The organism is Streptomyces sp. NBC_00353, from assembly GCF_036108815.1.
In the GTDB taxonomy this organism is placed as follows: Bacteria; Actinomycetota; Actinomycetes; order Streptomycetales; family Streptomycetaceae; genus Streptomyces.
This window is the reverse complement of record NZ_CP107985.1, coordinates 9,286,573-9,307,131: the sequence shown is the minus strand read 5'-3', so window position 1 is coordinate 9,307,131 and position 20,559 is coordinate 9,286,573. Positions and strand designations below refer to the sequence as shown.

Genomic DNA, 20,559 nt, shown 5'->3' with positions numbered 1-20,559 from the left:
GTCAGCGCAGGCCGAAGGCCCGGGTGATCGTCTGCGAGACGCTGTTGTCGGCGCTGTCCCGGGCAGTGACCCGAAGCGTGACGAAGTCCGCGGACTTCGGCGCCTTCAGGGCCGTCCGCCATGCGTCGCCGTCTCGGTTCAGTTCGGACCGCTGCCAGGTCGCCCCGTCGTCGTACGAAACTTCGACAGAGGGCTTCCGGATGCCCGCCGTTGTGCCGGGCAAGTGGGAGGCCGCCACCGTCAGCTCGGCACGCCGGTCCGCCCGGCCCGCCTTGTCGGTGTCCACTCCGTAGTCGAGCTGGATCAGCGGAAGAGACTCGGCCGAGTCGGCGCCGGTCGCCGCGGAGGTGAAGTTCCACTCGGTCAGGGTGTGCGTCGAGTACGGATTGGCCCAGGCTGCCCGGTCGTTGTCGACCACCAGCCGGTAGGGCAGGCGCTCCGCCGCGAGCTCGGGAACCCGCAGGAATTCCGCGTTGCCCCAGTTGAGCTGCCGGTCACCCTGGTAGAGCGACATCCAGTCCTTGACGTCGAAGTTGCCGTGAGCTTCTCCGACATGGCCCGAGCCGGAGTCGCCCCAGCCGGGCGCGGGAATGTAGACAGTGTCGAGATAGCGCACCGGCTGGTAGCCGATCGGACCCATCCGGGGCCGCTGGATCGGCCCGAACCAACTGACCTCGGCGGTCTTCCCGGCCCGGTAGCGAAGGACGTCGATCGAGTGCTGCCCGGTCTCCCCCACGGTGAAGGCGTCGTCCAGCCAGTCGGCGCCGGGGGTGACCCAGTCGGTCCGCTCACCCTGTGCGGGCGCGGTGAGCTGGTTTCCGACGGCCCAGCCCCGCCAGACATCGGAGCGGTACTCCAGCGCCTTGCCCGGCCGATAGTTGCGGAACGAGACGTCCACCCGGGCCAGATCGCTCGGCTTCACCCGCCAGGTCGGGTCCGCCGGGACGGTGCCGGACCAGTGACGCACCACGTCGTAGAGGTAGTCGGTCGTGGGGTGGGAGGTGACCTTCAGCTCGACGCTTCCCCGCTGGAGCGAGTCGATCAGGTCACCGCCCTGGTCGGCGTTGAGCGTCGCCACCGTCAGCGGAGCCGGGTTCTGCGGGCTCCAGGGAGTTTCGTCCCACGGCCGCAGTCGGCCGATGCCGTCGTTGGCGACCAGGAGTACCCGCGCGCCCGCGGCTGCGGCGGCCTTGGCCTGCTCCTCGATCGCCACGGTGTCGCTACGCCGTACCACCACAGCCTTGCCGCGGACATTCTTCCGCGCCAGGTCCTTGGCCGTACCTTCGGCGGCGAAGACCGCCGTCAGCTTCCGCGTGCCGGCCGGCAGCGGTTTCGCCGCTCGCTTGACCAGCGGATCGTCGAAGGTCTCCGACTTCGTGCCCACGGTCAGCGCCGGCTGCTCGAGGCGGAAGCGGGCGCCGAACTCGAACTCGCCGTCGGTGACCTTCTTGCCGGTCGGGAGCGCCCAGATGCTGTCGTACGTCTCGTTGGGCAGCATCGAGCTCTCGACGAGGCTGTCGGTGAACGACCGGTGTACGTCCAGCCGCGGCGCGACCGCCGTGGTCTGCCGCGGCACGTGTGCCAGGATCTGGCGGGTCTCGCGGCCGTCCAGGGTAACGGTGCGGTCCTGGTCCAGCTGAACGTCGTTGAAGCTCAGCAGCGCCATGCCGAGCGAGTGCGGCCCGTTGGCCCCCCGCACATCAGCGGTGAGCCATCCGCTGTAGCTACCGACGGGCAGGCGCCCGGTGCCGGTGCCGGACTCGTCGAGCTCGATCGTCGTGAAGAGGTGCTCCGCGGTGAGGAGGACCCGGCCGGAGAGCGGCTTGCCCGACCGGTCCTTCGCGACGATGGTCAGATTCTGCCTACGCCCCTCCTTGCCGACGCCTATCAGGGTCCGGGCGCGCACCACTTTGGCGTTGTCCGAGCCGGTGATCATGCCGCTGATCTGCCGGTCGGCGGGAAGCCGGTCCAGTTCCGCAGTCAGGGTGACCGAGGTGGTGCCGTGTGCGGGAATGGTGACCCGGTCGGTGGAGAGGGTGAACAAGCCAGCCGGGGCGTCGGCATCGATCGCGAGATCCAGGGTGACCGGGGCGTCGCCGACGTTGGTGTATGTCACCTTCCGGACGTCGGTCTCTCCCGGCTTCGCGGGCCACGTGTGGAAACCGGAGAAGGCGCTGGCGGTCGCAAAGACGGACGCGTGCACGGCCGCGGAGGCGTCGAGCCGCCCACTGCCCGCCTCGTACGGGGTGTACGACTCAGTGGCCTTGGTGCTGCTGACCAGTGCTGCCTTCAGCTGCGGACCGCTCCAGTCGGGGTGGGTGGCGGCGAGCAGTGCGGCGGCGCCGGCGACGTGAGGTGTCGCCATCGACGTGCCGCTCATCGTGGTGTAGTAGCCCGAGCCGCCCCGCCGGTAGTGGGAGCGGGCCGCGAGGATGTCGACACCGGGTGCGGTGAGTTCCGGCTTCAGCCCGGCGTCGCCGTCCCGCGGGCCCTGGCTGGAGAATTCGGCGAGCTTGTCCGTGGCGTCGACGGCTCCGACGGTCAGCGCGGAGTCCGCGGCACCGGGACTGCTGATGCTGTGCGGCCCGCCGTTGCCGGCCGCTACCACGAACAACGCACCGGTCTCGGCGCTGAGTCGGTCCACCGCCTCGCTCATCGGGTCGGTGCTGTCGCCGCCGCCGCCCAGGCTCATGCTGATGACCTTGGCCTGTGCGTCCCGGGCGGCCCATTCCATACCGGCGATGATCCAGGACTCCTGTCCCCCGCCCTCGCTGTCGAGCACCTTGCCGATCTCCAGCCGGGCTCCGGGCGCGACACCCCGTTCCTTCGCGTCGGAGGCGCTACCGGTGCCGGCGATGGTCGAGGCGACGTGGGTGCCATGGCCGTTGTAGTCGGCGATGTCCTCCTCGTACGGAACGAAGCTGGTGCTGGCGTCGATCTGCCCGATGAGGTCAGGGTGTTCGGTGTCCACCCCGGTGTCGAGGACAGCGACCTTCACGCCCTTGGCGGTGTTGCCCTCCGCCCAGACCTGCTGCGCGCCGATCTGTGCGGTGGACTCGGCCAGGTCGGCTTTCACCTTGCCGTCGAGCCAGACCTTGGCGATACCACCCGCGAAGGTGGGACGTACCGATCCGCGGCGTGCCCTTGCTGCCGCGGAGTCGCCGGTGAGCGCGGACCAGAACGCCGGGGCCTTGTCGCGCTTTTGCGCGACCGCCGCGCCCTGCATGCTGTCCAGCCGGCGGACAACGGTCGAGCCGGTCACGTTCGGCGCGGTCCGCAACTTGGCGGCTGCGTCGGTGTAGCGGACGATGAGCGGCAGCCGTTTTGCGTGCGCGTCGTCGTACCCGTCGGCGATCAGCCGGGTCACGTTGAACAGTTGCTCGTCCAGCAGCCCCGCGCCGACATAGGGCAGGGCCGCATCGGGGTAGACGTATGTCGAACCGTCCATGACGACGCGGTGGAAGCCGGAGATGGTTCCGTTCGGGCCTTCCACTGACCGGATGACGGTGCCGTCGGCGGCGGTGCCGATCGTGACCTTGTCACCGGTGATCAGGGTGACGCTGTGGCTGCTGCCGCTTGCGGGTGGCTGCGATGCGGCACCGGCGGGCGGTGCCGGGTCGGGCGGGTCCGCGGGAGCCGCGGCGATGGCTGGTATGACCCCGATTGCCAGGGCGGCGACCGCGCCGAGCGCGATCGGCCCAAGCCTGGGGGTGGGAAGAATGGACAAGGAGACCCCTCAAGGGCTAAGGAGAGTGGGAGATCATCCGGAGCATGGGGTTGTCCTTCTGCCTTGAGCAATAGACTCAGGCTGGCGCTGTTTGGCCATGGCGCAGTTATGACATGCCGCCATGGGGATGGATCGCCCGGAACCGCACGTCAGGTAGTCGGCGGGCAGTCCCCCGCCCGGTCGGGGAATCGGACCGGCCCGGGACCCACGGCCTCTCGCCGTGAACGGCACGACGGGGCGGGAGGTGACGACGGCGCACCGGACAGGCTGGCCACAGAAGTGGTGCTGCAGATGATCGCCGCAATGCCGTCCCGCTCGGCATCGTCAGGCCACAGCTTCAATCGCCGTTCCGTTGGCGCGACTTGATCCGGTGGGGTTACGCGTCGGCCCAACGCTGAGCATGACGGACGGCTCTGACAAGCGGCCGCGTGGCGCCTCACGCGGGTCTGGCAGCTGTTCACCGGCCACACCGCCCTGCCTGATACGACGGTGGCCGTCGTCGGTAAGGACGGATACGTCAAGGGTGATTTCCTGGCGAGGGAGACGCTCGCCCCCGCGTGTGGGCGCATCGACAGCACCGGGCTGTCACGCCGGCAGACCGCCGCTCCCGAGACCGATCACCACCACCCCAGTCCCGCCGACCGGCCGCCGGCAAGGAGGAACACCTACCGCCGCGCCCGTTTGGCCGGGCGCGGCGGGTGTGCGCGGTGCGGTGGAGAAGAACGGTCAGAAGGTGAGGCTCCAGCTGTCGAGGTAGCCGGGGTCGACGGTGAAGATGCCGGGGGTGTTGTCCTGGACCCGGAGCTTCCATGTGCCGTTGGCGGGGACCGCCGACGCGTCGACCGTGTAGGTGGTGTGCAGCTCGCCCTCGCCGGTGTCCCAGTACCAGTCCTTGACCGGGATCTCCGTGCCGTTCTCGCTGACCAGGCTGACCACCTGACCGCCGATCCACGGGTGGTACAGGTCGACCGTGACCTTGAGGTCGCTGGGGGCATTGCCCTTGCGGCCCGTGACGATGAGCGGGGACTCGATGGACTTCCAGTTGGGGATGTCGAACCGGGCCGGGTTGACGAAGAAGTCACCACCGGAGGCCAGGACGGTCCACACGAAGTGCACCGTGCGCTTGACCTTCGGGGAGTTCTTGATGGTGACGGCGGCCTTGAAGTCGCCGGCCTTCTTCGGAGTGCCGCTGATCAGGCCAGTTTCCGCGTTGATGGACAGGCCCTTGGGCAGCCCGTGCGCGGAATACGACAGAGGGCCCGGCCGGGAACTCGTCGCCTCGATCTGCCGGCTGGTCGGCTGGCCGACAGCCGACTTCCGCGTGGAGGGGGCGATCACGGCGATGTGGTTCACATAGCGGGCGCCGACGTTGACGGCCGCCCAGGCGTTGCCGACGGCCTCGTAGGCGTCGCTGGTCGGACCGAACAGGTCGGCGGCGGCCCGGAGGGTGGCGGCGCGGGCGCCCGCGTAGTCGGTGCTACTGGTCATGTAGACGGTCAGCGCCCGGTACCAGACCGCGGTCGCGTCGCGCTGGCCGAGACCGACGACCGGGAGGCCGTCGTATGTGGGGCTGTCGTAGGCGATGCCGTTGATGGTCTTCTTCCCGCTGCCCTCGGAGAGGAGGTAGAAGAAGTGGTTGGCCACGCCCGAGCTGAAGTGCGGGTCGAGCTTCCTGGTCTCGGGGGTCCAGTAGTCCTGAGAAGTGCCCTTGGCGGAGGCGTCCTTGGAGGGCTGGTCCAGGTAGCGCAGCGGCTTGCCGGTACCGCGGACGTCGGCCAGCTCGCCGATCATGTAGTCGGGGACATCTGCGGGGTTGTCCGCGGAGAACTCCACGGAGGTGCCCATGATGTCGCTGGTGGCCTCGTTCAGGCCGCCGGACTCACCGGAGTAGGTCAGGTTCGCGGTGGCGTAAGTGACGCCGTGGGTCATCTCGTGTGCGGCGATGTCGAGTTCGGTGAGTGGCCTGGCGTTGTTCAGGCCGTCGCCGTAGGTCATGCAGAAGCAGCCGTTGTCCCAGAACGCGTTGGCATATCCGTCGCCGTAGTGGACCCGGGAGTAGGCGCCGACACCGTCGTCAGCGATGCCGTTGCGGCCGAACCGGTCGTGGTAGAAGTCCCACGTCTGCCGCTGGCCGTAGGCGGCGTCCACGGCCGCGGTCTGGCGGTCGGCCGCCGTTCCGTCGCCCCAGACGTCGTCGTCGTCGGTGACCAGTACGCCGCTGCCGCCGACGCCGGTCAGGTCGTACGTCTTGTGGCCGCCGCGCTCGGGGTCGGTCAGCTCGTAGAGGCTGCCATTGCGCGTGGTACCGATCGGCACCTCACCGCTGTACTGGCTGTGGCCGGTGCCTGAGTGGACCTGTTCGACGCTCTGGAGCTGCTTGCCGGTCGTGGCGTCCGTCACCACGCTCAGGCTGCTCGGGGTTCCGTCCTCCTGCACGCCGCTGACGACGGTTTGCCAGGCGAGCGTGGGCTTGCTGCCCCCGAGCCAGACGACCAGCTTCGGCGATCCGTCCGTGGCCGCGTCGTCGGTCTCCTTGGTCTTCGCGGCGGCCAGGGCGGACTTCTTCGCCGTCGCGGCCGTGACGGCGGCCTTGGTCGTCGGCACCGACACCTCGGCGTCCGAGGCCTTGGTGACCGTACGGGCCGCACCCTGCTCGTGGACCACCAGGTCGCCGCCGATGACGGGCAGGCCGGCGTAGGTGCGCTCGTAGCGAGTGTGCACCGTGCCGTCTGCGTCCTTGACGACGTCCTTGGGTATCAGCTCCTCCCGATCGCTCAGCTTCAGCGAACGGGCGGTGGTGACGCTTGCCTCGGTCGCCGCCTCGAGCAGCTTCCTGCGCTGCCCGGGGGAGAGCGTGACGGACCGGGCGCCGGGCCGGGGCTCCGCGGTGATCTGCCGTGGTGCCTGATCCGTGCCGACCGAGGCAGAGGCGGTGCCCGAGGCGGGGAGGACCGAAACGAAGAACGTGGCCATGGCGACGGCCGCAATTGCCGCGACACGCGGCGACGTGGCCCTGTTGGTACGGAAGTTGTTCGGCACTGCTGTAACTCCTTCTGTCCGGACGTGCGGTGACGGCCGGTGGGGTGGGGAACCAGAGGCTGGGTGTTCCTCCGGCGTGAAGGGGTGCGATGCGGCGCGAGCCGTGGGTCGACGCGGTCGCGCCTGCGGTGGTGCGGGACGGAGTTGGTCACCGCCCTCTGCGAGGGCCGCGAGAGGGAGTGCCGCGGCCGGTATCGGCTGAAGCGGCACGGGCTGCGTCGCGTCGGCGGCTCGTGATCACCCTGTCCGGGGCGCGATCCGCCAGGCAAGGAGATCCGGAGTGCGGGTCCGCGCAACTGCGCAGATGTGAACAGGAACAGACAGGAACGGAACGGGTCCGCCCCGGCCGTACAGGGATGTAACGAGCGCGTGATCGCTCCGGCCGACTCCACCGCGTACGATCGGCCTCGCGAACGCGCCGAAAGGGGGACAGCTGTGGCGGTGTCGTCGGATTTGCCGTGGGCCGGGACCGGTCTGGGCCCCTTGGCCGGCCGGGTGCTCGAATGCCTGGTCACACAGCCGGAGCTGAGCAGCGAGGCGGTTGCCGAAGCGCTCGGGGTCACCTCGGCAGCCGCCGAACGCGCCCTACAGGCACTGGAGAACGAAAACCTGGTCGTCCGCGTAGGTGACCGGCCCACGCGTTGGAGCGCGGGCCCGCCCCGCTCCACCCTCGGTTCGCTGCTGGCCCAGAGGCGGCAGGAACTGGCGCGGGCGGAGCTGTACATGGAGCGGTTGCACGAGGCATACCGCTCGGCGTCGCACCGCCGCGTCACCTCCGACCTGTTCGAGGTGGTGGAGAGCGCCGAGCAGGTCGGGGTGCGCTACGCGCAGCTGCTCGCGTCCAGTCGGCACGAGGTGCTCCACCTCGCCAAACCTCCGTACGTCACGCGGTCCGCGCGCCTCGAGGGCACCTCGGTGCCGACTGCCCCCGCAGCCGTTTCGGACGCTCCGACTCCGGAGGTCCCCGTGCCTGACGGAGTGCGGCTCCGGTCGGTGTACGACACCGACGGGATGACCGACACCGTTTCGCTGCGCACCGCCCTGAGCGGAACAGCCCGGGGCGGGGAGCTGCGGCTGTTGGCCGGGCTCCCGATGAAACTGGTGGTGTTCGATGCGACGGTCGGCATCATGCCGCTACGGCAGGAGGATCCGTCTGCGGGTTCGCTCATCGTGCACTCGACCACACTTCTCGGAGTGCTCACCGCGCTCTTCGAAAGCGTCTGGGAACGGGCGACCCCGGTGTCGCTGGACAGCGGCCCCGGCCGACCGCCGATCACTGCGACGGAACCGGACGGCCAGCCTCCGGGGCGCATGCGCGACATCCTCACTCTCTTGCGCGCGGGTCTGACGGACGACGCGATCGCCCGGGTCCTGGGGCTGAGCCGACGGACGATCCAGAAACACATCAGCGAGACCGCAGAGCTCCTCGGCGCGCGGACCCGCTTCCAGATCGCGCTGCTGGCACGCGAACGAGGCTGGCTCGGGGACGCCCCGGGGGTGGGGGCGGCCCCCGCTGAACGAACGACCGCGTGACCCAGGGCGGCGTCGAACAAGTCGGGAACTTCCCGTCGCGGTCCCGGATCAGGCACCGTGCCCAGCAGCAGGCTTCCTCGATGTCCGTGACGAGGTTCTTCGCGGCTGCGCCACCCCGGATCCGCTGGGGGGCCAGAAGCTCGTCCTGCCCCTCGGCCGTCCCGGATCATCTGCTTGGACACACTCGCGTCGTCGACCTCGGAGAGGCGCGCGGATGTCGCCGTGCGTCAGCCCCCGCGCGGACGGGGAAAAGGGCATCGCGTCGACACCGGTCAGCCGGTGCTGCCACTCCTTGACGGTCTGCGGCTCGACGCTGCGCCCGTGGTCCCACGGCACCGCGATCTCAGTGCGAGGAGGTGTCGAAGCAGCAGCTTCGCGCGCCTCCCGATGAGTGGACTGGGAGGCTGTGCCTCCCAGCAGGTAGCAAGCCGATCGTGGCTCCAGTACGGGTCACGGGCGCATGATGAGCACACAGAAGTCCGAGGCCGGGGCCGGCGGTAACCCCGTCCCTGATCTCTGGGGCGCACTCGCCGACCAGCGCCTCAAGGGGTCGGTCACCGCCCTTGGACCAGGATCCTGCGGCCCGCGGCACGTATCAGGACACTCCGTGCCGCGTTCTGCAGGGCACGTTCGACGGTCCGCACCGGGCAATCGGGGTCAACCACTTCGACACTTGGCCCTTCGTCGGGCGTTCGCCTCGATCCTGAGGCGAAGTGGCGGCGGCACGCCGGCGAGCATGCTGTCGCCGGCATTCCATCGATCTGGTGTCCACACCATGCACGGCCCGGAGGTACCCGATGAAGCACAAGCACCCTGGAACAGGTCCGCACACTGTGACAGTGTTCGTCTTTCCGGGGGTGCGGCTGCTCGATGTGACCGGTCCCATCGAGGTGTTCACGACGGCGAACGAGTTCGGCGGGCGCTATCGGGTGCAGATTGCGTCCGAGGACGGGACGGACGTGATCACCTCCGCCGGGACCCGACTCGGCGCTGACCTTTCCGTCGACGATGTACAGGAGCCGTGCGACGTTCTGGTGATCCCGGGCGGTCCGGAATGGGAAACGCTGATCAAGGACGACGCTCTTTTGGATGTTGTCCGGCAACTGAACGAGAAGAGCCGCTGCACGGCATCGGTGTGCACGGGAGCGTTTCTGCTGGCCGCGGCCGGACTTCTGAACGGCCGTCGCGCTACGACGCACTGGCGGCAGTCAGGGGAACTGGCCTCTCGTTTCCCCTCCGTGCAGGTCGCACCGGACGCCATCTTCGTGCGGGACGGCAAGATGATGACTTCGGCAGGTGTCAGCGCCGGTATCGACCTGTCCTTGGCGCTGGTCGAAGAGCACTACGGTGCGGAGGTCGCTCGATCGGTCGCCAAGGACATGGTCGTCTTCATGCAGCGACCGGGTAGCCAGTCCCAATTCAGCGTCCGTACCCGGGCGCCGCACACCCACCAGCAGATGCTCCGACGGGTCCTGGATGCCGTCGCAGAGAACCCCGGGGCCAACCACACGCTGACGGCCATGGCCCGCAGGGCAGGCATCAGCGTCCGTCACGTGACCCGGCTCTTCTACGAAGAGGTGGGAACGACGCCGGCGCGGTATGTCGAGCAGGTCAGGCTGGAAGCTGCCCAGGCGCTGCTGGAGACGGGTGATGACCCCATGCCGGTCGTAGCGCGGCGCACAGGGTTCGGCTCACCCGAGTCGCTCCGCAGAGCGTTCGTGCGACACCTGAGTGTCACACCTGGTGCGTTCCGGGCCAGCTTCCGGACGACGGGGCGTGCACACACAGAATCAGGTGTCCCCGGCGATGACGTCGTAGTCGAGGCACAACGGGCCGATGACGGTGAGCTGTCAGCTGCCTGAGGCCGGCTCAGCGCCGAGCTCCGGTACAGCGGTATACAGACGCCGTTGCAGATTGTCGCTCGAAGCGCGCGTGCGGTGGGCACAACGACATGATTCGCCACAGGTTTCACGTCGCGGCCTGGTCGTCGCCGAGGCCGTGCGTATCCCTGCCTGCGGGTCGCTCTGGTATGCCTGGAAGAGAGCTTCGGTGAGCAGGGCGGCCACAGTGCCCTCGGGCCGTTTCAGCTCCCTCGTCCGGAAGTGAGCGGGCCGTCCAGGCTCGGGCCCAGCAGCGGGCACATCGGGGAAGGCAGGTGTCAACCGCCGCCCTGCCCTCTGGGGTTCCGAGAAATGACGGGCCCGGTTGCCTTGCCCGGGCGTTCCTCAGCCATCTGCCGAACTCGGCCGGCTTCGCGAGCCTGCGGTCCTATCCGACAGCCCGAAACCTCTGGACCTCGCCAACAGGGGCGCGCTGCACAGGTTTTGCCACGTCCTCATGCGCAGTCGACGCCTGCAGGAAGAGGCATCGCGGCGCCGGATCCTGGGGTGTCCCTTCTTTTTGACCTGCACCCCGGTGCGCTGCGGGAGGGCTTGCGTTCACCGGACTGCGAGCCGTCCCCGGACGAGCCCACCGTCAGAGGGCTGAATCTGCGCCTGTGCTGTCCGTAGCTGCGGCCATGCCTAGGCAGCCCGTGCGAGTTGAACAGGTCAGGAAATGCCCGACGCCCGGGCCGGCCTGAAGCCTCGCCCCGTATGAAGGCGTTCGAGGCGCCCGGCGGCGGCCCCACCGAACAGAAGGCGATCAATCATGGCTTCGATCGGATCCACTCTCGAACCCGATCCGCGCAGATGGCGCGCGCTCGGCATCATCTGCCTGGTGCAGGTGATGCTGCTGCTCGACGTGACCGTGGTCAATGTCGCACTTCCCCCCATCCAGAAGGATCTCGGCTTTACGAGCACCGGCCTGGCGTGGGTCGTCAACGGTTACACCGTCACCTACGGCGGGCTGCTGATGCTCGGTGGGCGCCTGGGCGATCTGGTGGGCCGTAGACGCCTGTTCCTGATCGGCCTGGCGATCTTCGCGCTTTCGTCGGCGAGCGCCGGAGTGGCCCAGCAGGCCGGTGTACTCGTCGCCAGTCGCTTCGTGCAGGGCATTGGTGCGGCACTTGTCAGTCCGGCGGCCCTGTCCCTGGTGACGCTGCTGTTCACCCGGCCACAGGAAAGGGCGCGGGCGATGGCCATCTGGAGCGGCCTGGCCGGAGTTGGCGTGGCCCTGGGCGTCGTGCTCTCAGGCATCCTCACCGACCTCGCCTCCTGGCGCTGGATATTTTTCATCAACCTGCCCGTCGCCGCCTTCGCAATTCTCGCCACCCCCCGCCTCGTCTCCGAGAGCCGCGCCGCCAAACGCGGTCGGCCTGACGTCCTCGGAGCCATCCTGGTCACCGTCGGCCTGCTGCTGGTCGTGTTCGGTCTGCTGGAGAAGAGCAATCGTGCGTGGCTCTCATTTCCCGTCCTCGGCTGCGTGGGGATCGGTGTTCTCCTCCTGATCGGTTTCGTGCTGGTCGAGGCCCGGGTGGCACAGCCCCTGATGCCCCTCGCGTTCCTACGCTCGCGCAACCGGAGCATCGCCAACGTGGTCCGCGTCTGCTACTACGTCGGATTCGCCACCTTCTTCTTCTCGCTCAGCCTGTATGTGCAGCACACACTGCATTTCTCCGCGCTGGCGACCGGATTCGCCTTCGTACCGTTCGGGTTGGTCATTCTGTTCAGCGCCACTGTGATCGCACCGCGCCTCCTCCCCCGGTTCGGACTGCGGACACTGAATGGAGGAGGCCTTGCGATCTCCACGGTCGGCTACATCTTCCTTGCCGGACTGAGCGCGCACGGCACGTATGTGGCCGATGTGCTGCCCGGGCTGATCCTCGTGCCACTGGGAGGCGGCCTGGTTCTCGTCGGATCCACCGTCGCCGGAGTGGACGGCGCCACGGGTGAGGACGCGGGTATCGCCAGCAGTATGAACAATGCGTCCATGCAGATCGGCAGCGCCATCGGTCTGGCCGCCCTGGTCTCCATGGGCACCAGCCACGCCACCGTTCTGCAGCACGCAGGCGTCGACCCGATGACCGCCACCGCGCGCGGCTACGCCTTCAGCTTCGCCGTCGCCGCCGGTCTGACGGGCTTCGGCGCGTTGGTCGGCTTCCTTGGGATTCACCCGACGGCCGCCGAAGTTCGAAAAGTCCCGGAGAACACCGGACAGCACGCGGCCTGACTCGCCGCCGGCAAAGGCCTGAGCCTGCGGCAGGGGCGGGTCGAGGGTCGGCGGAGTCACAATCCCGAACAGCGGCACGAGACTGCCGCAGTGGCGGGTTCGTCCGCCAGTACGCGGCGACCAGCGGGCCCGGGTCCTCCAACGGCAGGCTCCGCGGCAGTCATTTGCTGACCTCGTCCGCGCCTTCGCGTCGGAGCGCGGTCAGCAGCTTGCCGAAGCAGCGCGGACTCAGCCCGGTGAACGGGGCTGTCCAAGACGGCCCCGACGCCGTGATTACACCAGCCACACCAAGATCACCTACTGCGACTGAGCACTCAGTCGGCCAGTCCGAGCGTTCACCCCCCCCCGGCAGGCAGACACACACGAAGGACGGCACACGGTTCGACTGGTACATCCGGGACCTGCGCGTCGATACCCCAATGCCGACCTGCTGACCCCAAGCCACTCGATGGCACGAGTGCGGCATGTACTCCGAAACGGATCTGAGGCACCCAAGCAGGGATCGGGCTTCCCTCTGAACAGGCGGCAGGTGACAATAGAGCTCAACAAGGGGCCACAGGCCGGTCCCGCCAGACAAACGGGGGACCCATGATCTTCATTGTTTCCATGGTGGTTGTGCTCGCGGCCGCGGTCGGGGGCTGCTTGGTCCTACTGCGGCGCAGAGGCGGCTCGGGGGAACGCGGGGCGCTGGAGCGCGGGGCAGTGGACCAGGGACTCGCACAAGGACTGGGCACGCAGAACGCCAAGAGCCAGAGCATGGGGCCCTTCGGGTCCTGAGCCCTGGCCTCAGCCAGCCGGCTGCTCCACAACATGCCCCCGGGGCAGGACGCACTTGTTGGTTGCGCGAAGCCCGTACGCCGCGTCGCTGTGCACGCGCGCCTTTGGCCGCAGCCCGACTTCTTGACAGCCGTCGGATGCCAGGGCACTGGTGCTGCGCCGGCATGGCGCTGACGTGCAGGCCCCATGCAACCGGACACCCCTCGGATCCGGTCCGAGGGGTGTCCGGAACAAAAGGCCCGTGGGCCGTAGTGCGCGAGCCCGTCTTCGGCGCCGTCGTACGTGGCAGGGTCAGTGGAAGGCTGACATCAGGAGATCCTTCTGTTCGCCGGCATGCCGTCGGGCAGACCCCACGGCGGGGGCCGGCGCCTCCGGCCGGCTGATGCATTCGATGGGACGGCTCGCCAGCCGGTGCACATAGGGCCCCACGAAGGACCATGCTCCTTGGTTCTCCGGCTCCTCCTGCACCCATCGCACCTCGGCCTCGGCGGAGAATCGGGCGAGTTCCGCGCTCAGCTCCTTTTCCGGAAACGGGTAGAGACGCTCCAGGCGGACGATCGCCGTGTCCGACAGCTCAGCGCTCCGCCGATAGGCGTCCAGGTCGTAGAAGACCTTGCCCGAGCACACCAGCACACGCCTGATCCGAGCGGTGTCCGCCGTCTCGTCCGGTATGACCGGACGGAACGCGCCCGAGGTGAGCTCCGTCAGCCCGGAGGTGGCTGCCTTCAACCGCAGCATCGACTTCGGAGTGAAGACGACCAGCGGCCTACTGTGCTCGCTGAGCGCTTGCTGCCTGAGCAGATGGAAGTAGTTGCCCGGCAGGGAGGGCATGGCGACGGTCATGTTCCCCTGCGCGCAGAGTTGAAGGAATCGCTCGATCCTGCCGGAGGAGTGGTCGGGCCCCTGCCCTTCCAAGCCGTGCGGCAGCAACAGTGTCACCCCGGAGCGCTGCCCCCACTTCTGCTCGGATGACGAGATGTACTCGTCGATGACTGTCTGGGCCCCGTTGACGAAGTCGCCGAACTGGGCCTCCCACAGCACCAGAGCGTCGGGCCGCGCCAGTGAATAGCCGTACTCGAAGGCCAGCGCTCCCAGTTCGGACAACATCGAGTCGTAGGGTGCAAAGCTCGCGGCCAGCGAGCCGAGAGAGCTCAGCGGCGTGTGCTCCACACCGGTGCGCCGGTCGGTGAGCACAGCGTGCCGTTGGCCGAACGTGCCGCGGCGGGAATCCTGCCCGGCCAGCCGCACCGGAACCCCGTCCAGCAACAGCGAGCCTATGGCCAGTGTTTCTGCGGTGGCCCAGTCAATCGTTCCCGCATCCAGCATCGTGGCACGCCTCTGGAGCTGCGGAAGAACGCGTGCGTGCACGGTGAACCCTTCCGGCATACGGGTCTGGGAAGCGATGACGTGCCGGGCGGTCGCCTCCGTGATCGCGGTCGCCACCGGGCGGGCGGCTGCATTCTGAGCGGCCACAGGGTTCACAGGCTTCGGAGAGAGTGGCACCGACAGCCCCCGGGTCTCGGTGAAGGCCCGCTCAAGGTGTCCCTGATAGTCCCGCAATGCGCCTTCCACCTGCCGCTCGCCGATGTCCCCTCGGCGGACCAGCGCCTCGGCGTACAGCTTGCGCACCGAAGCCCTGACGTCGATGCGGTCGTACATCGCCGGCTGAGTGATGGATGGATCATCGACCTCGCTGTGCCCGTGGCGCCGGTAGCAGATCAGATCGACAACCACGTCCTTGTGGAACGTCTGACGATAGTCGAAGGCCAGGCGCGCGACCCGGACAACGGCCTCGGGGTCGTCTCCGTTGACGTGGAAGATCGGGGCCTCGACCGACCGTGCCACGTCGGTGGCGTATGTACTCGAACGGCCGTTGGCGGGCGAGGTCGTAAAGCCGACCTGGTTGTTGATGACGATGTGGACCGTCCCGCCGGTGCGGTAGCCGGGCAGCTGTGACATGTTCAGCGTCTCGGACACCACACCCTGACCGGCAAATGCGGCATCGCCGTGGACGACGATCGGCAATACGGGGAAGGGTTCGCCACCGTCTGCGGCCGACTCCTGCTTGGCTCGCACCACCCCCTGGGCCACCGGCCCTACGATCTCCAGATGCGAGGGGTTTGCCACGACGGAGACGGCAATGGTGCCGCCGCCCAGGGCACGATAGGTCCCTTCCGCACCGAGGTGGTACTTCACGTCGCCGGATCCCTGGACCGACCGAATGTCTACTGCATCCTCGAACTCATGGAAGATCTCTGCGTAGGACTTGCCGATGGTGTTGGCCAGAACGTTGAGCCGGCCTCGGTGTGCCATACCGATGACAGCTTCCCCCACCCCATGCCTGATGGAGCGGAGCAGCAGGGCGTCGAGCAGCACGATCGCCGACTCGCCGCCTTCAAGTGAATACCGTTTGTGGCCCACATACTTGGTCTGCAGGAACGTCTCGAAGGCCTCTGCCGCACCCAACCGGTAGAGAATCTGCAATTGTTCGGCGACGTCCGGCCGGGGCTGAGGCGACTCGATCCGCTGCTGGACCCAGCGACGTTCCTGGGAGCTTTGGATGTGCATGTACTCGGTGCCGACGGTACGGCAGTAGAACTCCTGCAGAGCATTCAGCACGTTGCGAAGAGTCATGGTGGCGTGCCCGGCAAAGCCGTCGACGACGAACTCACTTTGCAGGTCATCGTCTCGGAGCCCGAATGCCATGATGTCGAGTTCCGGATGTGCCGCCACCCGCCCTGTCGCGAGCGGGTCGGTATCGGCCACCAAGTGTCCGCGGACTCGATACGCGTCGATGAGCGCGGCAACACGCACCGCCTTGATCGCCGCCTCGTCCGTGCTGTCATGCGCAGTCATCGCGCTGTTACGTGCCTGCGGAACGGCCACGGGGGCCGCGGAGGCGAAGAACTCCCTCCAGGTCTGGTCGACCGAGCCGGGGTCGTGCAGGTATCGCTCGTACTGTTCGTCCACGAGCCATTCGTTGATGCCGAAGCGTGATTGCGACGCCACTGTGTGGATCGCCTTCTTTCCTCATTCAGATCTACCGATGATGGACACGCCCGGACTGCCCGGTCATCACTCATCGTGCCCGCAGACTTCACTTCCACTGAACATCCGTCGTGGAGGCGAACCCATCCGACCCTGTCGGACCACCGACGCTATGGCATCGCGGCTGCCGAGAGAGAGACTCAGGAATGCCATAACAGCGTCACATCAGGACATTGCGGCAGAAAGGTGGCTTACGGGTGGAACGCTGCCACCGCACGGCTGAGACCTGATTTCCGGTGCCGCGCGTCCTGATCCGAGGGCTCGTAGTCCACGCGCCCCGACATCGCCTCGGTCCAGAGCTCGGTTGTAGGTCATCAGCCGCGATCTCACGGCCGCCGAGTCGACCCCACCGCCGGTCCCACATCACCGGTTCCCCGGTCGACAGACCGGCGACACCGTCTCGGATGAGACTCGTACCGGGTGAGCACAGTAGTGGTGCCGCTCACATCACACGCCAACAGGCAGGACGACAGGAATGACAGCGAACGACTATCTCGACTGCTTCGAACCAGAACTCGTCGTCATCCCGTGCGGTAGCCGCAAACTGGGCCGGCGCGCACGAGCGGCAGATATGTATGTCGGCTCGTATCACCGTGCGTGCCGTAAGGCGGCTGATGCACTGCAGCCCGATCGGCTGCTCATCCTCTCTGCACGCCACGGCCTGCTCGACCTCGACGACGTCATCGAGCCGTACGACACACCCCATGGCGCTGCCGACGCCATAACGGCCCAAGTCCTCCTGAAGCAGGCGACCATGCGCGACATCGTGCTCCTCGACCCCGTTGTGGCCCTCGGCGGGGCACGGCATGTCAGCCTCGTCCGCACCATCTGGCCGCACGCCCGCACGCCGCTGGCCGGGACACGCGGCATGGGCGAGCAAATGGCCCGACTCGCAGCACTGCGCAATCGGCGGGATCAGCAGCTGATGTGACACCACATGCGGCTGCTTGAAGGCGGTCGGCCCTCGGCCGACCGCTGCGTGGCCACAGAACACGTGCGCAGCGCATGGCATCGACAGTGCTGGTGGCTATGGAGCATCGTCCTGGCGAGTGGGTCCGCGGCGCGGTCGGCGGTGGCCTCGGCCTCGCCGCGAAACAGCGCCCATTTGAGTCCCGAATGACAGATGCCGTACCGAATGACCTCGCCGAAGCCACTGCCCCGATGATCACGCGAGAGCCACTCCGGGGCCCGCTCCAAACGCGCGGAGCGGGCCCCATCAGTGACAGATATTGTTCATCCCTCGTCGTGTGCCAGCGTCAGATCGAAGGCGTCCTGGCCGGTGGCAGCGAGGGTGAGGGGTGCCGCTTGAGCCGGGTACCCCGCAGCTACGACGGTGTAGCGGTCGGCTTCGAGATCGGTGAAGGCGTAAGAGCCGTCCTCGGCGGTGAGCGTGATGCCGACGATGTCGCCCACCGGGTCGAGGAGAGTGACGCGGGCCTCGGAGATCGGGCGGCCGTCGATGGCGGTGCGGACGGTGCCACTGAGTACGGGAGCCACATCGAGCCGCAGGTCCGGCTCGACGGACCGCCGGCGCGCGTGCCCGGCGACGGGCTGGCGGCGCACATGCTTGGCGGTGTGGCGTAGGGAGTGGCCGGCCACCACCACCCAGGCGATGACGAGCAGCGCATACAGCACGACGGCCGTCCAGATGAACGGCTCCGAGCCGGTCCGCGCAGCAAGGGTGCCGGTAGCAGTCACGCAGGCGCCGACCGGGAAGATGAAGGACCACCAAGTGGGGGCGAAGGGCAGTCCGGCACGGATCGTCCGCACAGTCAGCCCTATGGCGAGCGCCAGCCACAGCATGGCGAAGCCCCACACCACGATTCCGCCCAGCAGCGCGAAGACCGCGGTGCCCCGCGCGTAGGGCGCGGGCAGCACGCTCGGCGCCACCACGGCCAGCGCACCGAGCGCCGTCACCGACTGGCCCAACGCTCCCAGGCCGATCCACACCGTGGGCACCACCGTTCCGGTGGGTGCGTCGTGGTGCACCAGGCGGCTGTAGATCATGGCCAGCACCAGCAGTGCCGCAACGAGACCGAGCCCGAGCATCGCGTAGCAGCCCAGCAGCAGGGCCAGCCGCAGCTGCCCGGCCGGTGTGTAGGGGACGAGCAGCGCGCCCGTCGCGGCGGAGACCATCGGCGGCACCACCGGCATCAGCCAGCCGCCGAACGCCGCGTCCGGCGCGAAGCGGTGGCGGGTGACCATCAGATAAGGCACCGCGCAAGCAGTGGCAAGACCGAGCGCGGTACCGAGCGACCAGAGAACCCAGTCCACAGCCAGCGCCGCCTCGAGCCCGATCAGGCTCCGGCCGAGCAGCAGCGCCCCGGCGCCCACCGTGAGCAGCGCCATCGGCGGCGCACCGAAGAACTGGGCCACCATCGGATCAGCCGCGTGTACCCGCAGCGCCCGCTGCCGGAGGTAACGGACGGCCAGCACCATCAGCAGTAGCGCGGCGCCCAGCCAGACCACCGTGGCCGCGGTCCGCAGTCCGTGGAAGCTCCGGGGCAGGGTGACCGCGGCGTTGGCGACGATGCCAGTGCCCATGACGGCCGCGAACCAGCTGGGGCCGAGTACCGGACGCATCGTTCTGCTTGCCCCAGGCGGCAAAGGACTGGCGGACGAGGAGGAATTCATGACCCAAACCCTATGGTCGGGTTGGGGCAGCACTGTCGAACATGTCCAGATGTGAGGGGCTCAGAGCACATATCGAGCGACCTTCAGAATGTGGCAATTCAGGAGGACCGACCCAGTCGGCCGCGACCGGATATTCGCTGGGGCAATTCGTTCCGACCATCGGATGGTTGGTCCGGTGTGCCGTTGACAGACGCGCAGTGGGCGCAGACAGAGCCGTTGTTGCCGGACGAGGCGCCAAAGCGGGGCAGGCGGTGGTGCGTTCACCGCCAAGTGATCGACGTTCCGGCGAAGGCGACCGCTTCCGGATGCACCGGGACCGTCCCTTCGGCGGCGACGTGGCGGCGACCGACAGTCTCGGTGCTGTCGTGGACGATCATCATCGGCACACCGCCGAGAAGCGAAGAGTTCGGACTCCCTGGACCGTCCGGGAGCCACGCTCACGCACCTTGATCTGCCGCGAGAGGGTAGGTCCGGCGATCAGCAGCCGCTCGTTGGCCCGACCGACGTTCGGTCCATCGGCAACCGCGTGAAACCAGCGCGCTTTGCGCAGCACCCCATTCGCTCGGCCGTATCCGATGGAAGGCCGCGCCTACCAACAGAAAGGAAGCCGGTCGTAGCGTCGCCCCTGGTGGCAGCGCACCCTCGAGTCGTGGAAGCGCGACAGGACGTCAGAGCGGGTGATCTCACCGGAACGCGCAAGGCGGCCGCTGTGCGCTCGTCCGCGGAGCGGCCGTGCCCCATCAGGACCGGCAACCTGCCACTACTGACGGACCGTGCCGGCAACGTCCCCTTGTCCCGTCGGCGACGGCGCAAAACACAGTCGGCCCGCCCCGAACAAATCACGGACCAGGAGGAATGCCATGGCAACGCTCGACGAGAAGGCCGTGCACCGATCTGGCGAAGCACCGCACCCCGGGCGTGCCGCGACCCGGCTCGGTGCGGTCCACCACCACGTCCCGCATCCTGGACGCGCTGTCTCCCAGCACCGCAAGATGCGTCCGCCTGGAGCCCGCCTGATCGTGTCAGCTCGCCACGATGCCATGCAGGAGCAGGTCGATGAGCCTGGTGGCCAGGTCACCCTGTTCCTCGTTTGAAGCCATGAGGCTGATCCCGCCGAGGGCCATCAGTACGTCCTGGGCGCTGACATCCGGCCGTGCCACTGACCGGCCTTTTGCGGGGGCGAGCAGGTGGTCGATGGCGTCGGCGAGCAGAGCCCGAGTGTGCAGCCTCTCTCTGTCGTCGGTCAGTATCACGCGCAGCGCGTCGGCCATGCCGTGCTTGGCGGCCATGAAGTCGATGAAGCTCTCCATCCAGGTCCGCAGTGCGTCCACCGGCGGCTGCGTGGCCGCGAGGTGTGGTGCCACCTCGCACAGGCGCTGCACTTCGTGCCGGTAGGTCGCCTCGATCAGCAGCTCCTTGGAAGGGAACCGGCGGTAGAGCGTGCCGACGCCGACGCCGGCTTCGCGGGCGATGTCCTTGACCGAGGCGCCCGCACCCTCGCGGGCGAAGGCGGCTGCTGCTGCCTGCAGCAGCCGGTCCTCGTTGCGTTGCGCGTCGGCGCGCAGGGGCCTGCGGTGCCGCGCTGCGTCCGCCTCGTTGCCGGTCAATCCCGACTCCTTTCTGCCGTCACTTGCAAGCGGAACTAGTTCCGCTTACTGTCGAAAGCGCGAACCGGAACCCGTTCCGGATAT

General features: G+C 68.1%; 10 protein-coding genes and 2 pseudogenes. 5 read left to right on the top strand and 7 right to left on the bottom strand.

Annotation, left to right across the window (positions count from 1 at the left end):
• Nucleotide 1: 1 nt before the first annotated feature.
• Nucleotides 2-3,727 (bottom strand): S8 family serine peptidase, encoded by a 3,726-nt coding sequence (locus tag OHA88_RS41795; protein WP_328629433.1) that lies wholly within the window; start codon nt 3,725-3,727, stop codon nt 2-4.
• Between the two features lie 726 nt (nt 3,728-4,453).
• Nucleotides 4,454-6,700 (bottom strand): M4 family metallopeptidase, encoded by a 2,247-nt coding sequence (locus tag OHA88_RS41790; protein ID WP_443044395.1) that lies wholly within the window; start codon nt 6,698-6,700, stop codon nt 4,454-4,456.
• A 507-nt stretch (nt 6,701-7,207) separates the two neighbouring features.
• On the opposite strand from OHA88_RS41790, the gene OHA88_RS41785 reads away from it, so the two are divergent.
• The 3 genes from OHA88_RS41785 to OHA88_RS41775 all read left to right on the top strand — a co-directional run bounded on the left by OHA88_RS41785 (nt 7,208) and on the right by OHA88_RS41775 (nt 12,409).
• A complete protein-coding gene (locus tag OHA88_RS41785; protein WP_328629431.1) occupies nt 7,208-8,299 on the top strand; it encodes a helix-turn-helix transcriptional regulator in 1,092 nt (363 codons plus the stop codon).
• An 839-nt stretch (nt 8,300-9,138) separates the two neighbouring features.
• Entirely contained in the window at nt 9,139-10,161 is a 1,023-nt protein-coding gene (locus OHA88_RS41780) for a GlxA family transcriptional regulator (RefSeq protein ID WP_328629430.1), read from the top strand.
• A gap of 787 nt (nt 10,162-10,948) precedes the next feature.
• Nucleotides 10,949-12,409 (top strand): MFS transporter, encoded by a 1,461-nt coding sequence (locus OHA88_RS41775; protein WP_328629429.1) that lies wholly within the window; start codon nt 10,949-10,951, stop codon nt 12,407-12,409.
• A 60-nt stretch (nt 12,410-12,469) separates the two neighbouring features.
• On the opposite strand, the pseudogene OHA88_RS41770 reads toward OHA88_RS41775, so the two are convergent.
• A pseudogene (locus tag OHA88_RS41770) lies at nt 12,470-12,695 on the bottom strand (IS5/IS1182 family transposase); the annotation flags it as partial.
• 302 nt (nt 12,696-12,997) lie between these two features.
• On the opposite strand from OHA88_RS41770, the gene OHA88_RS41765 reads away from it, so the two are divergent.
• Nucleotides 12,998-13,186: a hypothetical protein gene (locus OHA88_RS41765; protein WP_328629428.1), complete on the top strand. Its 189-nt coding sequence runs from the start codon at nt 12,998-13,000 to the stop codon at nt 13,184-13,186.
• Between the two features lie 291 nt (nt 13,187-13,477).
• Here the strand turns inward: OHA88_RS41765 and OHA88_RS41760 are convergent, their stop codons facing one another.
• Nucleotides 13,478-16,195, bottom strand: coding sequence for a multifunctional oxoglutarate decarboxylase/oxoglutarate dehydrogenase thiamine pyrophosphate-binding subunit/dihydrolipoyllysine-residue succinyltransferase subunit (locus tag OHA88_RS41760; RefSeq protein WP_328629427.1), 2,718 nt, complete (start codon nt 16,193-16,195; stop codon nt 13,478-13,480).
• Nucleotides 16,196-16,709: 514 nt separating this feature from the next.
• Here OHA88_RS41760 and OHA88_RS41755 point away from each other — a divergent pair.
• Nucleotides 16,710-17,165: a DUF6884 domain-containing protein gene (locus OHA88_RS41755; protein WP_328629426.1), complete on the top strand. Its 456-nt coding sequence runs from the start codon at nt 16,710-16,712 to the stop codon at nt 17,163-17,165.
• Between the two features lie 302 nt (nt 17,166-17,467).
• On the opposite strand, the gene OHA88_RS41750 is transcribed toward OHA88_RS41755, so the two are convergent.
• The 3 genes and pseudogenes from OHA88_RS41750 to OHA88_RS41735 all read right to left on the bottom strand — a co-directional run bounded on the left by OHA88_RS41750 (nt 17,468) and on the right by OHA88_RS41735 (nt 20,475).
• Nucleotides 17,468-18,817, bottom strand: coding sequence for a carboxypeptidase regulatory-like domain-containing protein (locus OHA88_RS41750; protein WP_328629425.1), 1,350 nt, complete (start codon nt 18,815-18,817; stop codon nt 17,468-17,470).
• A 484-nt stretch (nt 18,818-19,301) separates the two neighbouring features.
• Nucleotides 19,302-19,421, bottom strand: a pseudogene (locus tag OHA88_RS41740) (LysR family transcriptional regulator); the annotation flags it as partial.
• A gap of 469 nt (nt 19,422-19,890) precedes the next feature.
• A complete protein-coding gene (locus tag OHA88_RS41735) occupies nt 19,891-20,475 on the bottom strand; it encodes a TetR/AcrR family transcriptional regulator (RefSeq protein WP_328629424.1) in 585 nt (194 codons plus the stop codon).
• Between the last annotated feature and the right edge of the window lie 84 nt (nt 20,476-20,559).

Bases quoted from the DNA above. Each gene is read 5' to 3' on its own strand.
- OHA88_RS41750 (WP_328629425.1), bottom strand. From the start codon at position 18,817: ATGCGTCCGGTACTCGGCCCCAGCTGGTTCGCGGCCGTCATGGGCACT.
- OHA88_RS41765 (WP_328629428.1), top strand. From the start codon at position 12,998: ATGATCTTCATTGTTTCCATGGTGGTTGTGCTCGCGGCCGCGGTCGGG.
- OHA88_RS41755 (WP_328629426.1), top strand. From the start codon at position 16,710: ATGACAGCGAACGACTATCTCGACTGCTTCGAACCAGAACTCGTCGTC.
- OHA88_RS41790 (WP_443044395.1), bottom strand. From the start codon at position 6,700: ATGGCCACGTTCTTCGTTTCGGTCCTCCCCGCCTCGGGCACCGCCTCT.
- OHA88_RS41775 (WP_328629429.1), top strand. From the start codon at position 10,949: ATGGCTTCGATCGGATCCACTCTCGAACCCGATCCGCGCAGATGGCGC.